The 15,728-nt window shown below is 61.2% G+C and carries 11 protein-coding genes and 1 pseudogene; 4 read left to right on the top strand and 8 right to left on the bottom strand.

Annotated features, from left to right (window positions below; translation table 11 throughout):
• Nucleotides 1-26 precede the first annotated feature (26 nt).
• Nucleotides 27-797: a MerR family transcriptional regulator gene (locus P3T22_RS24570; RefSeq protein WP_082855285.1), complete on the top strand. Its 771-nt coding sequence runs from the start codon at nt 27-29 to the stop codon at nt 795-797.
• Nucleotides 798-805: 8 nt separating this feature from the next.
• A pseudogene (locus tag P3T22_RS24565) lies at nt 806-985 on the top strand (glutathione S-transferase family protein); the annotation flags it as partial.
• A 45-nt stretch (nt 986-1,030) separates the two neighbouring features.
• Here P3T22_RS24565 and P3T22_RS24560 read toward each other — a convergent pair.
• From P3T22_RS24560 to P3T22_RS24545, 4 genes are all read right to left on the bottom strand, one after another.
• Nucleotides 1,031-4,528 (bottom strand): SNF2-related protein, encoded by a 3,498-nt coding sequence (locus P3T22_RS24560; RefSeq protein WP_429326408.1) that lies wholly within the window; start codon nt 4,526-4,528, stop codon nt 1,031-1,033.
• A gap of 242 nt (nt 4,529-4,770) precedes the next feature.
• Complete coding sequence (locus P3T22_RS24555; protein ID WP_429326407.1) at nt 4,771-5,604, bottom strand: DeoR/GlpR family DNA-binding transcription regulator; 834 nt, start codon at nt 5,602-5,604, stop codon at nt 4,771-4,773.
• Between the two features lie 104 nt (nt 5,605-5,708).
• On the bottom strand, nt 5,709-6,110 hold the full coding sequence (locus P3T22_RS24550) for a type II toxin-antitoxin system MqsA family antitoxin (RefSeq protein ID WP_063498892.1): 402 nt from the start codon (nt 6,108-6,110) through the stop codon (nt 5,709-5,711).
• Between the two features lie 2 nt (nt 6,111-6,112).
• Entirely contained in the window at nt 6,113-6,409 is a 297-nt protein-coding gene (locus P3T22_RS24545; protein ID WP_063498891.1) for a type II toxin-antitoxin system MqsR family toxin, read from the bottom strand.
• 166 nt (nt 6,410-6,575) lie between these two features.
• On the opposite strand from P3T22_RS24545, the gene P3T22_RS24540 reads away from it, so the two are divergent.
• Entirely contained in the window at nt 6,576-9,080 is a 2,505-nt protein-coding gene (locus P3T22_RS24540) for a GcvT family protein (RefSeq protein WP_429326406.1), read from the top strand.
• 265 nt (nt 9,081-9,345) lie between these two features.
• Here the strand turns inward: P3T22_RS24540 and P3T22_RS24535 are convergent, their stop codons facing one another.
• On the bottom strand, nt 9,346-10,773 hold the full coding sequence (locus P3T22_RS24535) for an NAD-dependent succinate-semialdehyde dehydrogenase (protein WP_429326405.1): 1,428 nt from the start codon (nt 10,771-10,773) through the stop codon (nt 9,346-9,348).
• Nucleotides 10,774-10,794: 21 nt separating this feature from the next.
• A complete protein-coding gene (locus tag P3T22_RS24530; protein ID WP_429326404.1) occupies nt 10,795-12,300 on the bottom strand; it encodes an acetyl-CoA hydrolase/transferase family protein in 1,506 nt (501 codons plus the stop codon).
• Nucleotides 12,301-12,468: 168 nt separating this feature from the next.
• Between P3T22_RS24530 and P3T22_RS24525 the strand changes: the two genes are divergently transcribed.
• Nucleotides 12,469-13,362, top strand: coding sequence for a LysR family transcriptional regulator (locus P3T22_RS24525; RefSeq protein WP_429326403.1), 894 nt, complete (start codon nt 12,469-12,471; stop codon nt 13,360-13,362).
• A gap of 165 nt (nt 13,363-13,527) precedes the next feature.
• Here P3T22_RS24525 and P3T22_RS24520 read toward each other — a convergent pair whose 3' ends face one another.
• Nucleotides 13,528-14,739 carry an alpha-hydroxy acid oxidase gene (locus tag P3T22_RS24520; protein ID WP_429326469.1) on the bottom strand — a complete coding sequence of 404 codons (1,212 nt, stop codon included), beginning with the start codon at nt 14,737-14,739 and terminating at the stop codon, nt 13,528-13,530.
• Between the two features lie 111 nt (nt 14,740-14,850).
• A complete protein-coding gene (gene glaH / locus P3T22_RS24515; RefSeq protein WP_429326468.1) occupies nt 14,851-15,723 on the bottom strand; it encodes a glutarate dioxygenase GlaH in 873 nt (290 codons plus the stop codon).
• Between the last annotated feature and the right edge of the window lie 5 nt (nt 15,724-15,728).

Here is a 15,728-nt window from a genome sequence, read left to right as displayed (position 1 = left end):
GCCGCGCGAGAAAAGGTCATCGAGATATGCCCAAAATGCCCCTTCCCCTTCCTCCTCCCCCAACGCCGGCGCCCGACGCGCCACCCGAGGCGCCGCCCCATGAATACACGATCGACGAACTTGCACGTGTTGCCAACAGCACCGTCCGTAACGTGCGCGCGTATCAGGATCGCGGCCTCCTCGCGCCGCCGAAACGGCGTGGGCGCGTCGGCGTCTACGACGACAGGCACCTCGCGCGACTCAAACTCATCAACTATCTGCTCGCGCGCGGCTACACCCTCGCGAACATCCTGGATCTGATCACGGTCTTCTACGAGGGACACGACTTGCGTTCGATCCTGGGGCTCGGACCGGAGAACGACAACGACGGGTCGGGCGAACATCCGGACCAGGATCCGCTAGGCGAACTCGAGCAGATGTTCGGTGATAAGGCGTCGCTAACGATGCTCGCCAAAGCGGTCGATCTTGGACTGCTGGAGCGCAACGGTCCGCCCTCTGCTGCGACGAGTCCCGCCGCGCTCGCGGAGCTGCTCGATGCTGTGCGCGTCGTGCGCCCGCATTTCACAGCCATCGCAAAGTCGCTGGTGGACCTGGTCATCCGCCAGCTCGCCCGCTATGATGCCGACCCACTGCGACCGGCCGCCGACACGCCCATGCTCATCGAGGCGATCTGGCGGATTTGGCCACTCGGTATGGTGCTCGTCGAAAGTGAAATGAACCGGGCACTCAAGGAAGTCTCCGACGCCTATCTGGCCGACCGCGTCGCGGCCATTTTTGAAACGCTCAGCGTGAGGTAGCGCTTCGCGTGTTCGACTCCCATGCGATCCTGCTCCACCTGGCCGCCACGCATCGCAGGTTCTTGCCGGCCACGCCGTCAGAAGATGCGGAAATGCTCTCATGGCTGCTGTTCGTCGCGACCGGCCTGTCGCCCTTCTCGGGCCAGGCGGTGCACTTCCAGCACCACGCGCCGGAGCCGCTTGCGCACCGGACAGAACCGCATAGGCTCTACGGCAGGCGCAGCCCACACCTCTCACCGCCCGCTTTCAATCTCCGGCATCGGCGCGAATAGCGCGTCGAGATCGTCGTCCGAGAACTTGGCGGCGCCGGCCGCGTCTTCGGAGAGAATGCTGTCGGCGAGTCCCGCCTTCTGCTCCTGTAACGCCACGATCTTTTCTTCGATGCTGCCCGCGGCAATCAGCTTGTAGACGAACACAGGCTTGTCCTGCCCCAGCCGATGCGCGCGGTCGGTCGCCTGATTCTCGGCGGCGGGGTTCCACCACGGATCGTAGTGAATCACCGTATCGGCGGCGGTCAGATTCAAGCCCACGCCGCCTGCCTTCAGACTGATCAGGAACAGCGGCACCTCGCCCTGCTGGAAACGCTCGACCGGCGTGATGCGGTCCGCCGTGTCGCCGGTCAGGATCACATAGGGAATCGCGGCTTCCTCGAGCGCTTCGGCAATCAGCGACAACATGCCGGTGAACTGCGAGAACAGCAGCACGCGCCGTCCTTCCTCGATCAATTCAGGCAGCATCGACAGGAGCAAATCGAGCTTGGCCGAGCGCGTAACGCGCGCCCCCCTTTCGGCTTTGTCCGCTTTGTCCGCTTTGTCCGCTTTGCCGCGCCGCTCATTGCCGCGCTTCTCGCCAGGTTCGCCCTGCTTCTCGTCCACCTGGATTTTCCGCACGAGGCGCGGATCGCAGCAGACCTGGCGCAGCTTGAGCAAGGCGTCGAGCACGATAATGTGGCTGCGCGCGAGGCCCTGCGCGCTGACCGCCGCACGCACCCTCTCCTGCATCGCCGTGCGCACTGTTTCGTAGAGATCGCGCTGCGCGCCTTCCAGATCGACCGAACACAAAATGGTGGTCTTGGCCGGCAACTCCTTCGCGACCTCGTCCTTACGCCGGCGCAGCATGAACGGCCGGATGCGGCGGGCCAGCAGCGCGCGGCGCACACCGTCGCCGTTTTTCTCGATGGGATTGCGCCAGCGTTTGGTGAAATCTTTCTGGCTGCCGAGAAAGCCCGGCAACAGAAAATCGAATTGCGACCACAGTTCGCCAAGGTGATTTTCCAGCGGCGTCCCCGTCAAACACAGCCGATGCCGCGCGCGCAACCCGCGGATCGCCTGCGCGGCTTTGGTCGTTGCATTCTTGACGTATTGCGCCTCGTCGAGGATCAGCAGGTGGTAGTCATGCTCGGCGAGCACCTTCTGATCGCGCCACAGCAGCGCGTAAGTCGTGAGAATCAGTTCGTGCTCGCCGATCTGTTCGAAGCGCTCCTTGCGCTGCGGGCCGTTCAGCACCAGCACGTTCAGTTCGGGCGCGAAGCGGCGCGCTTCCTCGCGCCAGTTGTGCACGAGCGTGGTCGGCACGACGATCAGCGCGGGACGGTCGAGCCGCCCCGCTTCTTTCTCCGCGAGGATGTGCGCGAGCGTCTGCACGGTCTTGCCGAGACCCATGTCGTCGGCGAGCACGCCGGCCAGATCGTGTTCGCGTAGAAACTGCATCCAGTCCAGACCCTGCTGCTGATACCCGCGCAACTCCGCTTTCAGGCCACGCGGCACCGGCACCTCATGCAAGCCCGGGCCAGCCTGCAGACGGCGCGCCAGTTGGCGAATCGAATCGTCGCCCTGGAATTGCCAGCGGCCCGTGCTGTTCAATGCTTCGAGCCGGCCCGCATCGACGGACGGCACGCGCAGCGGCGCGCCTTCCGCTAACGTGCCGCCCAAGGCGTCGAACAGGTCGACCAGCACGCGCACCACCGGCTTCAACCGGTCGGCGCGCAGACGCAGACGTTTGTTTTCTTCGGTCTTCAGCTCGATCGGCTCGTCGTCGGCGATGGCTTCGAGCTTGCCGCCGAGCCAGCGCCGGTCGCGCCGGAACAGATCGGCAAGCAGCGGCTCGAGCCGCACGTTGCGCTCGCCGATGCGGATGCCCATCTCCAGATCGAACCAGCCGTCGCCCGCCTGCTGCGCGGTGCCTTCGATCGCATCGATCTCGATGACGTTGTAGCGGAATTGCGGCGCCATCGTCACGCGCCAGCCTTGGCTCACGAGGTCAGGCACGGCGTCGTTGACGAAGGCGGACCAGGATTCGGCATCGGGCAGGCCGAGCATCGTATCGGGCAAAAGCCGCGATGCGTACACACGGCTCGTCGGCACTTTCTGCAGCCCGGTCTTGCGCAGTTCGAGCAAGCGCTTCTTCTCGGCCTCGTAGCGCCGGCGGATATGGATGACGTCGCCGCCCGGCATCGGCACAAGCGTGACGCTGCTGTCGACATTGATGCTGACGCCGTCGTAATCGAAGCTGACGCCGGCCAGCTCAACGGCCTCGGCTTTGCGTTGCCCCGTCTTGCCCGCAGACGGTAGCGCATGGCTATTGAGCGTAAGCACCGGCACGGGATCGACGTCGATCACGCGGATCGAGGAGGCGTCGTGCGTGGGCGGCAGCGGCAAGTCGGGCGCGATCTCGCGCAGCACCGCGGCGACGAGCGGCGCTTCGGCTAGCGAGATCGGCGGCATGGCAAGGTAATCGGGCAACTGCTGGAACGGCAGTGACGATTCGACGATGCCCGCTTCATTGGCGATGCCGTCGACGTACCAGACCGGCTCGGTGGGCAGCACCATGGTGGCGCGCGGCTCGGTGCGCAGCACGGGCCGCAGGCGTTCGTCCGCCAGCGGCTCCCATTCGATCCGTCCGGGCCGGTCGGCGCCGCGCGACAGCGGAGTCGGCCCCTCGTGACCCGGCGCCGGCTTGAACTCGAAGAACAGGCGACCCGTGGCGATCAGTTTTTGCAGCATCTCCGCGCCGCTCGTGCCGCGCAGAATGAACTGCCCGAAGTCCTCGCGCGAGCGGCCGAGCCACAGGCCGCGCAGGATCGACAGGTCTTCGTCGGAGACGAATCTGGGTTGCTTGAGCAGGGCCGCTTCCACATTGCCCCACGGCTCGTCGACTTCGACAATCGTGCCGTCCGGCTTACAGCGCGCCCGGTACAACACCACCTCATGGCGCAGGTGGAACCTGGACCAGTTCAGGAGATAGGCCAGCGTTTGGGTGCGCGCGGCGGCCGCCTTCTGGGCGACCGCATCGGCGGCCTCGGCGCGCGCGCGAAAACGCTCCAGCCAGCTGACCAGTTCGGGACGCACGCCAGACGGCGACTGCGCTGTCGCTCCTCCGGACGGCATCTGCGGGTAGCCGCCGAACGGGTGCTCATCGGCGCCGATATCGACGCGGGTGATGTGGTCCATCTCGTCGTGATACTCGAGCTCCGCGAGCAGCAGCGCGGCGACATGCTTGCAGTTGCGGCCGACCGGGCAGCTGCAGTCGCCCTGCGCCCACGGTGAACCGCCATCGGTACGAAATCGCACTCGCGTGCGGTAGGGTTGGCGTTGCGTGCCTTGTACATCGCCGCTTAGCGTGTCGCCGCGCCACTCCACCTTCGTGACTGCGCCAACCGAGCGCGCCTTGGCGACGGTGTGGTCACCCAGCCATTCCGTAATCCGTTCCCGATCGAAGAAAACTGACGACATCAGGGTCCATTCCTTTTCAAGCCGGCGAAGGCGACGATGCGTGGACACGGAAGCCGCGCGGCAGGCGATGAATGGCGACTGCCCGCGCAGTTTCGGTCCAGCATGGATTGCCCGTGGTAACCCGCCATTTTACGCGTTGGACGCAATCGGCTGTGGCGACGGCTTTGAGGGCTGAGAAAGGCGTCGAAAGCGCGGCCGGGACTGGTTCGCCTGACTCGCCGGCCGATCAGCGGCCCGACTTCTCAGGGCGCAGCGCCTGTCGGCAGGTTGGCATGATCACCGTTTCCCGCATCCGGCGCGGCACCGCCTTGCGCAGGCGCTCCGACGCTCACTTCCAGCCCCGCCGCAGCAAACACCTGAGCGAGCGAGGGAGCCGGCGCCTCGTCGGTGACCAGCAGATCGGCCGCATCCGGGCCGAAAGCGTGCACCAACGCGCTATGACCGAATTTCGCGTGATCCGCCGCCACCACGCGCCGCTCGGCCTGCGCAAAGGCCGCGAGCGAAAACGCCACGTCGGCGGGCAGCGCATCCATGAAACGGCCCTGCATGTCGATTGCGGTGACCGAGACGATCGCGTAGCGCACGTGGAACTGACGCAGGAAGGTCAACACGCTGTCGCCGAAAGCGGCGGAGTCGTCGGCGCGCAGCTCGCCCCCCGCGATGAACACCCGATTGCCGTTGCGCGGCGCCAGCAGGCGGGCCACTTCGATGGAATGGGTCACCACCGTGAGCCGCGAGCGCGCGCAGAGTGCCTGGGCGATATGCAGGCAGGTCGTACCGCCGTCGAGAATCAGCGAGTCGCCGTCGCGCACGAGTTCGCCGATGCGCGCGCCAATCGCCTGCTTGCCCTTGCGGCTTGCCACCATGCGCCGCTGGAACGGCGGCTCGTCGAGACGCTCGGGCAGCATGATGCCGCCATGGACCTTGATGAGCAGGCCATCGGCGATTAGTGGCTTGATATTGCGGCGAATGGTCTCGTCGGAAACTTTGAAGCGGCCGGCGAGATCACTGATCGTACAGGTGCGCTGCTCGCGGACGAGCCTCAGGATTTCGGCTTGGCGTTGGGTGGAGAACATAGGATGGAGACCGGGATGACGGCACCCAGTCTAGCAAACACCTCATAGTTCACCAAGAAATCCCAACGAACTCCCATACAAACCCACATGCGGCGCACTGAAGTTCAGCCCGCCCTCACTTCCGCCAGCAGCTCCGGGTGCCGATCCAGCACCTTCAACAGCTTGATAAGCGCGAGCGGTGGCCTGGTCTTGCCATTCTCGTACCGCGAAAAAGCGTTCACCCCGCCGCCGAAAATTTCTGCTGCCTCGCGCTGGTCCAGATCAAGCTTCTTGCGTACGGCGGAAATGAAGGCGGGATCCACTTGCGATGCATTCACCTCTTTGTTGAAGGCCAGCATCATTTGACCCGTGCGGGTCGCCTCGTCCATGTCGAGCACCGCCTCTTCGCATGCCGGGCAATAGTCGCCAGTGACGGCCTCGAAGATGGCCGTCTCCCCCTTGTAGACATAGCGCATATTGCGCGTATCGCGCACCAGTTCGGCCGCTCCGCAGTTCGGACATTTCATGCTCAGCACTCCTTGAATGACACGACGAGGACGTCATCGACCACCGTCAATTTCAAATAGACCATGCCTGCTTCAGTCACGGCGCAGTAGACGTCCTGCCAGACCCGGTGATCCGCGTACGTGGTCATGCTTTTTCTGAATTGGCGCCGATCAAGCGACATCAACGTTTCGACGATTGCTGCAGGTCCGAGGCCGAGTGCCGCAGCCCCAATCACGGCCGATTTCGTGATTCTGACCTTCCCTGCGCGCACCAGGCCCTGGACATCTGCCAATTTGCAGTGAGGCGTATTTTTTTCCACTCTGGCCTCCGATCGATATTAACCTACTTGGTTACAAAAAGGTAGCGCCGCCGTCTCTTGCCGACGCATCCGCGACCTCCTTTGATCCCAGATCAGCCAAATCGATCGTTGCTTTTTGCCAAATTTTGTTGCAATCTACGCGCGTTAATTCAACTCATTTCCACAAATGTCCACATCCATTCCAGCCCACGCCCGCGTCGTCATCATCGGGGGCGGCATCGTCGGCTGTTCGGTCGCCTATCACCTCACCAAACTGGGTTGGACCGATGTGGTTCTGCTCGAACAGGGTCAGTTGTCGTGCGGCACGACCTGGCACGCAGCCGGCCTCGTCGGCCAACTGCGCGCGCAGGAAAGCATGACCAGGCTGATCCGCTATTCGACCGCGCTCTACGCCGAACTCGAAGCCGACACCGGCCTTGCAACCGGCTGGAAGCAATGCGGCTCGCTCTCGGTGGCCCGCACGGCCGAACGGATGACCCAACTCAAGCGCACCGCCGCCGTCGCGCGCGCCTACGGCGTAGCGTGCGACGTGATCAGCCCGCGGGAAGCCGGTGAACTATGGCCAGTGATGCGCACCGACGACCTGCTCGGCGCCGTCTGGCTGCCCGGCGACGGCAAAGCCAATCCCACCGATCTGACCCAGGCGCTCGCCCGCGGCGCCCGCACGCGCGGCGCGCGCATCGTCGAAAACACCCGCGTCACGGCGATTCATACGCGCACCGCGCTCGAAGACAAGGCAAACGGCACGACCGGCGCGCGCGAAGTCAGCGGCCTCGCGTGGCGCAACAAGGACGGCGAAGAAGGCACAATCGGCGCGGATATCGTCGTGAATTGCGCAGGCCAGTGGGCCAAGGCGGTCGGCCGCCTGTGCGGCGTGACCGTGCCGCTGCACTCGGCCGAGCATTACTACATCGTCACCGAGCGCATTGCCGGCGTGCATCCAGACCTGCCCGTGATGCGCGATCCGGACGGCTTCATCTATTTCAAGGAGGAAGTTGGCGGCCTCGTGATGGGCGGCTTCGAGCCGAACGCGAAGCCGTGGGGCATGAACGGCATCCCGGACAATTTCGAATTCCAGTTGCTGCCCGACGATTGGGATCAGTTCGAAATCCTGATGGAAAATGCACTGCAGCGCGTGCCCGCACTCGAAACAGCGCAGGTGAAGCAGTTCTACAACGGCCCGGAGTCGTTCACGCCGGACAACAACTTCATGCTCGGCGAAGCGCCGGAGTTGCGGCGCTTTTTCGTCGGCGCGGGGTTCAATTCGATGGGCATCGCGTCGGCGGGCGGTGCGGGCATGGCGCTCGCCGAATGGATCGTCGCAGGCGAACCCACGATGGACCTGTGGCCGGTCGACATTCGCCGCTTTGCGCGCTTTAACGGCAACGACACCTGGCTGCACGATCGCGTGAAGGAAACCCTCGGCCTGCACTACGCCATGCCCTGGCCGAACCGCGAACTCGATTCCGCTCGCCCGTTCCGCCGCTCGCCGCTCTACCCGATGCTGCGCGACCAGGGCGCGAGCTTCGGCAGCAAGATGGGTTGGGAGCGTCCGAACTTCTTCGCGCCAAGCGTGGCCGAAGCAAAGATCGACTACGCCTTCGGTCAGCAGAACTGGCTGCCATGGAGCGGCGCCGAGCATCGCGCCTGCCGCGAAGGCGTGGCGCTGTTCGACATGACCTCGTTTTCGAAATTCCTCGTGAAGGGGCGCGACGCGCAAAGCGTGTTGCAAGGCATCGTCACCAACGATGTTGCCGTGCCGACCGGCACCACCGTCTACACCGGGATGCTCAACGAGCGCGGCACCTACGAGTCCGACTTCACGTTGACCCGCCTCGTCGACGATCAATACCTGATCGTCTCCGGCTCGGCGCAGACCACACGCGATTTCGACTACATCGAAAAGTCGATCCCGCACGACAAGCACTGCGCGCTAGTCGACGTCACCGGCCAATACGCGGTGCTGGCGGTGATGGGCCCGCGCTCGCGCGAGCTGCTGCAGAGCATCTCGAAGGCTGACTGGAGCAACGCGGCATTCCCGTTCGGCCAGAGCCGTGAAGTGGATATCGGCTATGCGACGGTGCGCGCCACGCGACTCACCTACGTGGGCGAACTCGGCTGGGAACTGTACGTGCCGGTCGAATTCGCCGCGGGGGTCTACGAGACGCTGCAGGCGGCAGGCAAACCGTTCGGCCTCGTCGACGCGGGCTATTACGCCATCGATTCGCTGCGCATCGAGAAAGGCTACCGCGCATGGGGCCGCGAACTGACACCGGACTCCACCCCGTTCGAAGCAGGCCTCTCGTTCGCCTGCAAGCTCGATAAAGACATTCCGTTCCGTGGCCGCGAAGCCTTGCTGAAACTGCGCGCGGAGCCGCTGCGCCGACGCATGGCCATACTCACCGCCGACGGCGCCGCCGATCGCATGCTATGGGGCGGCGAGGCGATCCTGCGCGACGGCAAGCCAGTCGGCTTCGTCAGCTCGGCCGCCTTCGGCCATACGCTCGGCTGCCCGGTGGCGATGGGCTACATCAACAATCCGGACGGTGCCGCGGACACGGCGTATCTGAGCAGCGGCCGCTACGAGATCGACGTGGCCGGCGACCTTCTGCCTGCCACCGTGCATCTCAAAGCACCCTACGACCCGCGCTCAGAACGTGTCAAAAGCTGATCGAACCGGAACCGCTCCTGCCCCACCTTGAAAACAGCTACATCCTGAAGCTGTCGTGTCCCGATCGGACAGGTATCGTGCACGCGGTTTCGCATATGGGGCAGGACGCCGTGGCGCCGGTCGGCGGTCACTCGGATACGCGCCCGGTCAGTGCGGACAGTTCGGTGCTTTTAAGGGATCCGCCCCTGTGTTCAACTTTAGTACACGAGGGCACAGATAACGAATAGTTTCGAGAGGGGCGCGTCGCCGATGCCCCCTCCCCGGACTATCGTTGCGTGATGAACTTGGCGCTTACGTACCCGTCGAACGTCTCACTACCGCCCTCGACACCAATGCCACTATCTTTAATGCCGCCGAATGGCGTCTCGGGCAGTGATATCCCGAAGTGGTTGATGTTTACCATTCCGGCTTCGATGGCGTTGGAGACGTACGTTGCGGTGTGCAGCGACCCCGTGAACACGTAGGAGGCCAGACCAAACGGAAGGCTATTGGCACGACGGATCCCTTCGTCGACGTCCTTGAAACGAACGATCGGCGCGATCGGGCCAAACGGCTCTTCACGCATCAGCTTTGCGCTGTCGGGCAAGTCCGTAATGAGAGTAGGTGGAAAGAAATGGCCTGTACGCTGCAGCGGTTCGCCACCGAAAAGCACTTTACCTCCCAGGCGTCTCGCATCCTCCACAAAAGCTGACATCGCCGCGACGCGCCGCTCGTTGGCCACCGGCCCCATGTTGACGTTGGCCTGCAGACCGTCATCGACTTTCACAGATGCGAGGGTATCCAAAAATATCGAAACGAACTCATCGTACGCGCCCTCCTGTACAAAGAAGCGCGTCGGAGAAACACAGACCTGACCTGCATTGAGGACCTTGAGTTTGGCAAGCATCTTTGCCGCCCGGGGAACGTCACTATCGTCGAAGACGAGAACTGGCGCATGCCCACCGAGCTCCATGGTCACTCGTTTCATGTGGCTCCCTGCCAAGGCGGCCAACTGTTTGCCGACTTCGACGGAGCCGGTAAAAGAAATCTTGCGGACGATCGGAGACGTGATAAGCCGATGCGATATTTCGGCAGGCTTGCCCCATACGATGTTGAGACAACCTTTGGGCAATCCGGCATCGTGAAACAGCCGCGCAATCGCCATAATCGCGCTTGGCGACTCTTCGGGTCCCTTCAATATGAGCGTACATCCGGCGCCCAAGGCAGCCGCGACTTTCCGAATAGCCTGGTTAAAGGGGAAATTCCACGGCGTGAACGCCGCACACACGCCAACGGGTTCGTGGACGACAATCTGCCGGATAGATGAATGGCGCGCTGGAATAACTCGGCCGTAGATGCGTCGACATTCTTCCGCGTGCCAATCGACGTGATCTGCGCATGCCAGAACCTCGGCTTTGGCCTCCGCGAGCGGCTTGCCCTGATCCAGCGTGATATTGCGCGCAATCACGTCTACTTCATCCCGAATCCTTGCCCCTACATTCCGGAGAATCGTTGCGCGGTCCATCGCGGACGTCTGCCGCCATGATTCGAACGCGCGATGCGCAGCAGCGATGGCACGGTCCAGGTCCACTTCATCGGCATGCGGGAGATGAGCGATTGTTTCGAGGGTGGAAGGGTTTAGGACGTTCTGACTCGATCGCGGCCCTCCGTCGATGAACTCGCCGTCTATATACAGAGATAACTTTTCATACATAATTTGTAAACCCAGTGACTTTCAAAAGAGATCCAACTTCAGCGCCCCGCGCATGTTGCCATGTTGCTGGTAAGACGTATGCCACGCAAAGGCGCTCTCCAGCAAATGAGGAGTGTGTCCGCCGCGAGTTCCGGCTCTCGTAACGTAGTCACGCAGTGCGTCCCGGTACAACGGGTCAGCGCAATTGGTGATTATCTGCTGTGCCCGTTCGCGCGGCGCAAGGCCTCGTAGATCGGCCAGTCCGTGTTCGGTCACGAGGACGTCAACATCTTGACCGACGTGGTCGACATGCGACACCATTGGCACGATGCTGGAAATGTCACCCCCCTTCGCCAAGGATTTCGTCACGAATACGGACAGGTATGCGTTGCGTGCATAATCTCCCGAACCACCCAGGCCGTTCATCATGTGCGTGCCGCAGACGTGTGTCGAATTCACGTTTCCGTAGATGTCACACTCAAGAGCTGTGTTCACTGCAATGACGCCAAGCCGACGAATGATCTCGGGATGGTTGCTGACTTCCTGCGGCCGCAGGAGGATGCGAGACCTGTACCTCTCGATATCATCAAAAAACCGCGCCTGATATGGTGCAGATAACATGAGCGCCGACGCGCAGGCAAAATCAACACACCCCGCATCCAACAATTCAATTGCACTGTCCTGCAGTACCTCTGAGTACATGCGCAGACCACGATAGCCAGAATCGACCAGCCCATGTAGAACCGCATTCGCAATGGAACCCACACCTGCCTGGAGTGGTTGCAACGACGGTGGCAGCCGCCCTACCCTGACCTCATTTGCAAAAAACTCGCTCAAATGTCCCGCGATCTGCATTGTTTCGGCGTCGGGCGGTTGAATCTGGTTTGGACTGTCACCCTTACGGGTTATAACAATGGCCGCAATCTTCTCGAGATCCACGGGAATATACGGTAGACCAACTCGCTGCTCTGTTGCCGTTAGCGGAATTGGCAAGCGGTGGGCGCGTGGACCCGGTGCGTAAACGTCGTGCAACCCTTCCAGCGTGAGCGGCATGTCAAGATTGATCTCGACAATTACCTGCTTTGCGAGCGACGCAAACACGGCTGAGTTTCCAACCGACATGGTCGGCACAATGCCTGCTTCTGTCACTGCGACGGCTTCGATGATGGCGACGTCCACCGGACCTAGATAGCCGTCACGCAGTTGCTCCGCCATCTCTGAAAGGTGAAGGTCGAAAAACATGACCTCGCCAGCGTTGATCTGATTACGGAGCGTCTTGTCGGACTGGTAGGGCATGCGCCGACGAATGGCCTTAGCCTCAGCTAGCACACCATCGCTGTCGTACCCGCCCGATGCCCCCGTCATCAAATTAATCCGCAGTCCCTCTCGTGCTCGGGCAGCGAGAGCGCGCGGCACAACCTTGCAGTCGCCCGCAGCCCCAAAGCCACTCGTCCCGACAGTCATACCATCATGAATCAGTGACGCCGCCTCCTCGGCTGTCGTTATTTTGCTGCGAAGCAGCGGCAATCGAACACGGTCCTCTAACAATTCAGTCTCCTTTAATCTCGCGTCAGTTCGTGCAGGACGGTATCTGTTCACTGCCCACGAACCGGCAGCTAACGTCGCTCCACGAAAGTGTAGTTAATGTTTTGTCATTCTCAGTACGATTAATTATCATAGAAGGTATTCGATTTTTTCCGACTACAAGCAACAAGCATGTCTATAGATATCCGCGCCCTGCGCTATTTCGTCGAGACTGTAAAACTTGGCAGCTTTACACATGCCGCTGCCGCAGTGTTTGTCACCCAGTCGACAATCAGCAAAATGGTGCGCCAACTCGAGGAGGAGATCGGTCAGCCGCTTTTGATCCGTGAAGGAAGGAAGGTCCACCCCACCGACGTAGGGCGCGTCGTTTATGAACGTGGGTTGCAGGCATTAGGCGTGATCCGCGAACTGCAGCTCGAGGTTGCTGATGTCGCTCGGCTTGGCCGTGGTGAATTGACCGTAGGCATGCCACGAATGGGCAACCTTTTTTTCCCGGCTGTCGTGAGTGAATTTCGACGACGTTACCCAAAGCTTGAGCTATGTCTCGCTGAACATGGGGGTAGCGTTCTCGAACAGAAAATCATCGGCGGCGAACTGGAAGTGGCCGCAACCGTACTGTTTTCGGGTGGCATCCAGGAGAAACTTGCCTCGCGGGTCATCGCGCGTTACGCGATATGCGCAGTCGGCCCTCGGAATGTACCGTGGGCTGGCCGGCCTACCGTGGAGCTCTCCACATTTAAGGACCAGCCGCTGGTTCTCCTCGAGGAAGGATCCGCCTTGACTCGTCGGCTTCGCTCAGCGTTTCGCGAGTTAGACATCGAGCCCCATGTGGTGGCCCAAAGCGGGCATTGGGAATTTCTCGCGGCGTTGTCCGAAGCGGGGCTCGGGACAACATTCTTACCTCAACCATTTCTGGCGCGATTAGACGTCAGTGGGCTTTCGGTTGCACGGGTCACGGAGCCAGAACTGGAGTGGACCCTGGCCAACATCTGGTCACACGACCGCTATTTGTCCCACGCTGCACGCGCGTGGCTAGCATTATGTGCAGAAGTGCTCGATGCGTAATGACCCTTGGGGGAATGGCCCGGCTTCAAGAGACGCGCACGACACCTGCGGTAGGCGACGCACAGGCCCGAAGGGCCTGCAAAGAGGGGCAAGTCCTCGCCTTATAGAAGAAATCCTAACCCTGCCATTTCCGCGCGAGGCGCGGTAGCCAAGGCGTCAACGTCCTCAAGTGTCGCCACTGATTACTTTATTGCGCAGCTCCGTAATCGACGACGTGCCAAGCATCGCCATGTTTCGGTCCACCTCATCTCTGAGCAGCGAGATCGCATGGCGCACCCCAGGAGCGCCACCTACTGCGGCCGCATACATGAACGGTCGACCAACAAATACGAACCGTGCTCCGAGCGCTAACGCCTTGAGCACGTCTCCTCCCCGTCGGATTCCGCTATCCATCATCACAACCGTTTTATGGCCAACGGTGTCACTGATATGAGGTAGGACGCCCAGCGGTTCAACGGCACCGTCTAGCTGGCGTCCCCCGTGGTTAGAAATGATGATTCCGTCCGCGCCAATTTCCGCCGCCTGTCTTGCGTCATCAACATGGAGAATTCCCTTGATAACCAGGTTGCCGCTCCAACGCTGGCGAATTCGTTCAATGTCCCCCCATGAAAGATGATCACGCCCGGTCGTGTCACGGACGGCCGTAGCCGACAGCATCGGTGCACCGCGTGTTGCGAACGAGTTTTCAAAGTGTGGCATACCATGGTTGATCAGCGTCCGCAGAAAGGTGCCCGCCAACCATTTTGGGTGGGAGATGCCATCGATCGCCAGACGCAGCGACGGGCGCAATGGCAACGAGAAACCCGTTCGAACATTATTTTCCCGGTTCGCCCAAACCGGTATATCGACCGTCACAACCAGTGTCGAAAATCCTGCAACCTTGACTCTGTCGATCAGTGCATCGATACGAGCAGTGCCACCCGGGAGGTACGCCTGAAACCATGTGTCCGGCGCGGCGGTTCGGACCGTCTCCATCGGAATGAGCGAGGAACCGCTCATGATTGCGGGGATGTTCTCTTCCTTCGCGGCTGTCGCCAGGACAACGTCGCCTCGATAGGCGGAGATTGCACTAATTCCTATAGGGGCGATTCCGAATGGTGACGCGTACGTCTTCCCGAAGATCGTGGCGGCCTGCGATCGTCGTGACACGTCTACAAGTATCCGAGGCTGGAATTTAAGCTGCTCAAACGCGGTGCGGTTGGCAGTGTGAGAAGTCCCGTCCTCGGCAGCGCCAGCGATATATCCGAACAGCGGGCGCGGCAGAATTTTTCTCGCGGCCAATTCAAAGTCCGCTAGCGACAATAGCTTGCGAAGCCGCGCAGGTACATCGCTCCTGACGCCATATGCAGTCTGATTTGGCGTCCTGCCCTGCGACATATGACTCACTCGTCCACTGTCGACGTCATCTTTCATCTGTTTCTCCACAAAAACGCATCCCACACGATGGCGGCGCGCCACGCGAGGCAGCAGCCTCCAAAAAAATTCACCCTACGAGAACATGCCCCGTTGCCGCATCAGCTCGCGGTGCAACGCTTCGTTCGTTTCGAACGGCGCCCGACCATGGAGGTAGAAGTAGTTGTTCAGAACGACCAGGTCGCCCACCGGTAATACAACTTCCTTTGTGCCGCTCGATGCTTCCATCGACTCGGAAAGGGCGCGAAGGAACGCTGCCTCGTCTCGGTTGGCGGGTTGCACGAACTGGTCGATAAACGAAATCGACAAGCCAAACTCACTTTGGAAGAAGATTGGGCGCTGAACCTTTTCGCTCACGTTTTTCGAACCGGGCGCCTTGTAAAGGAATGGCTTTGTGCCGTAATGGTGATTCACGAACGAGTCGCGCTCCTCCCAATCGTCGAGATGTAGAAACCTCGACTCGCCGCCGAATGCATTATTCTCGGCAAACTTCATCATCAGCAGCCAGTTCGTCGCCTCGCTAACAAAAGTGCCATCGGTGTGCATGGTGAACAGCCGATAAGCCTGACGGAGGTATGAATCGCTATTGTCAGTATGTTTCACAAGGAAACGTGCATAGTAGGTACTCGACATAGCGTCGTGGTTCGACGGACCGAGAACGTGGGCAACGGCCGTGCCGAATTTTACGAAGTCGGCGGGATCGTCTGAAAGACCTTGAAGTCCCACTGTGAAGCCGCCATATCGCCGGTCCTTGGCTAGTTGGATCAACGTTCTGGCGAAGCCCTCACCGAGTCGCCGGATCAGAAGGTTAGCGAGGTGATAGCGCATGAATGGCACATATTCGAGACTTTGAACATCTGAGCTTGCCCCCGAAAAACGAATCCCTTGCTGAGCAGGTAAACTCAAGCAAGGAGAAGAACGATGACAGGCAAGGCAAAGCGGGCACAGTACAC

This window comes from Paraburkholderia sp. GAS348, assembly GCF_050434205.1.
Classification (GTDB): Bacteria; Pseudomonadota; Gammaproteobacteria; order Burkholderiales; family Burkholderiaceae; genus Paraburkholderia.
Note: the sequence above shows the minus strand (reverse complement) of the source record. Positions and strands in the feature narration are given on the sequence as shown.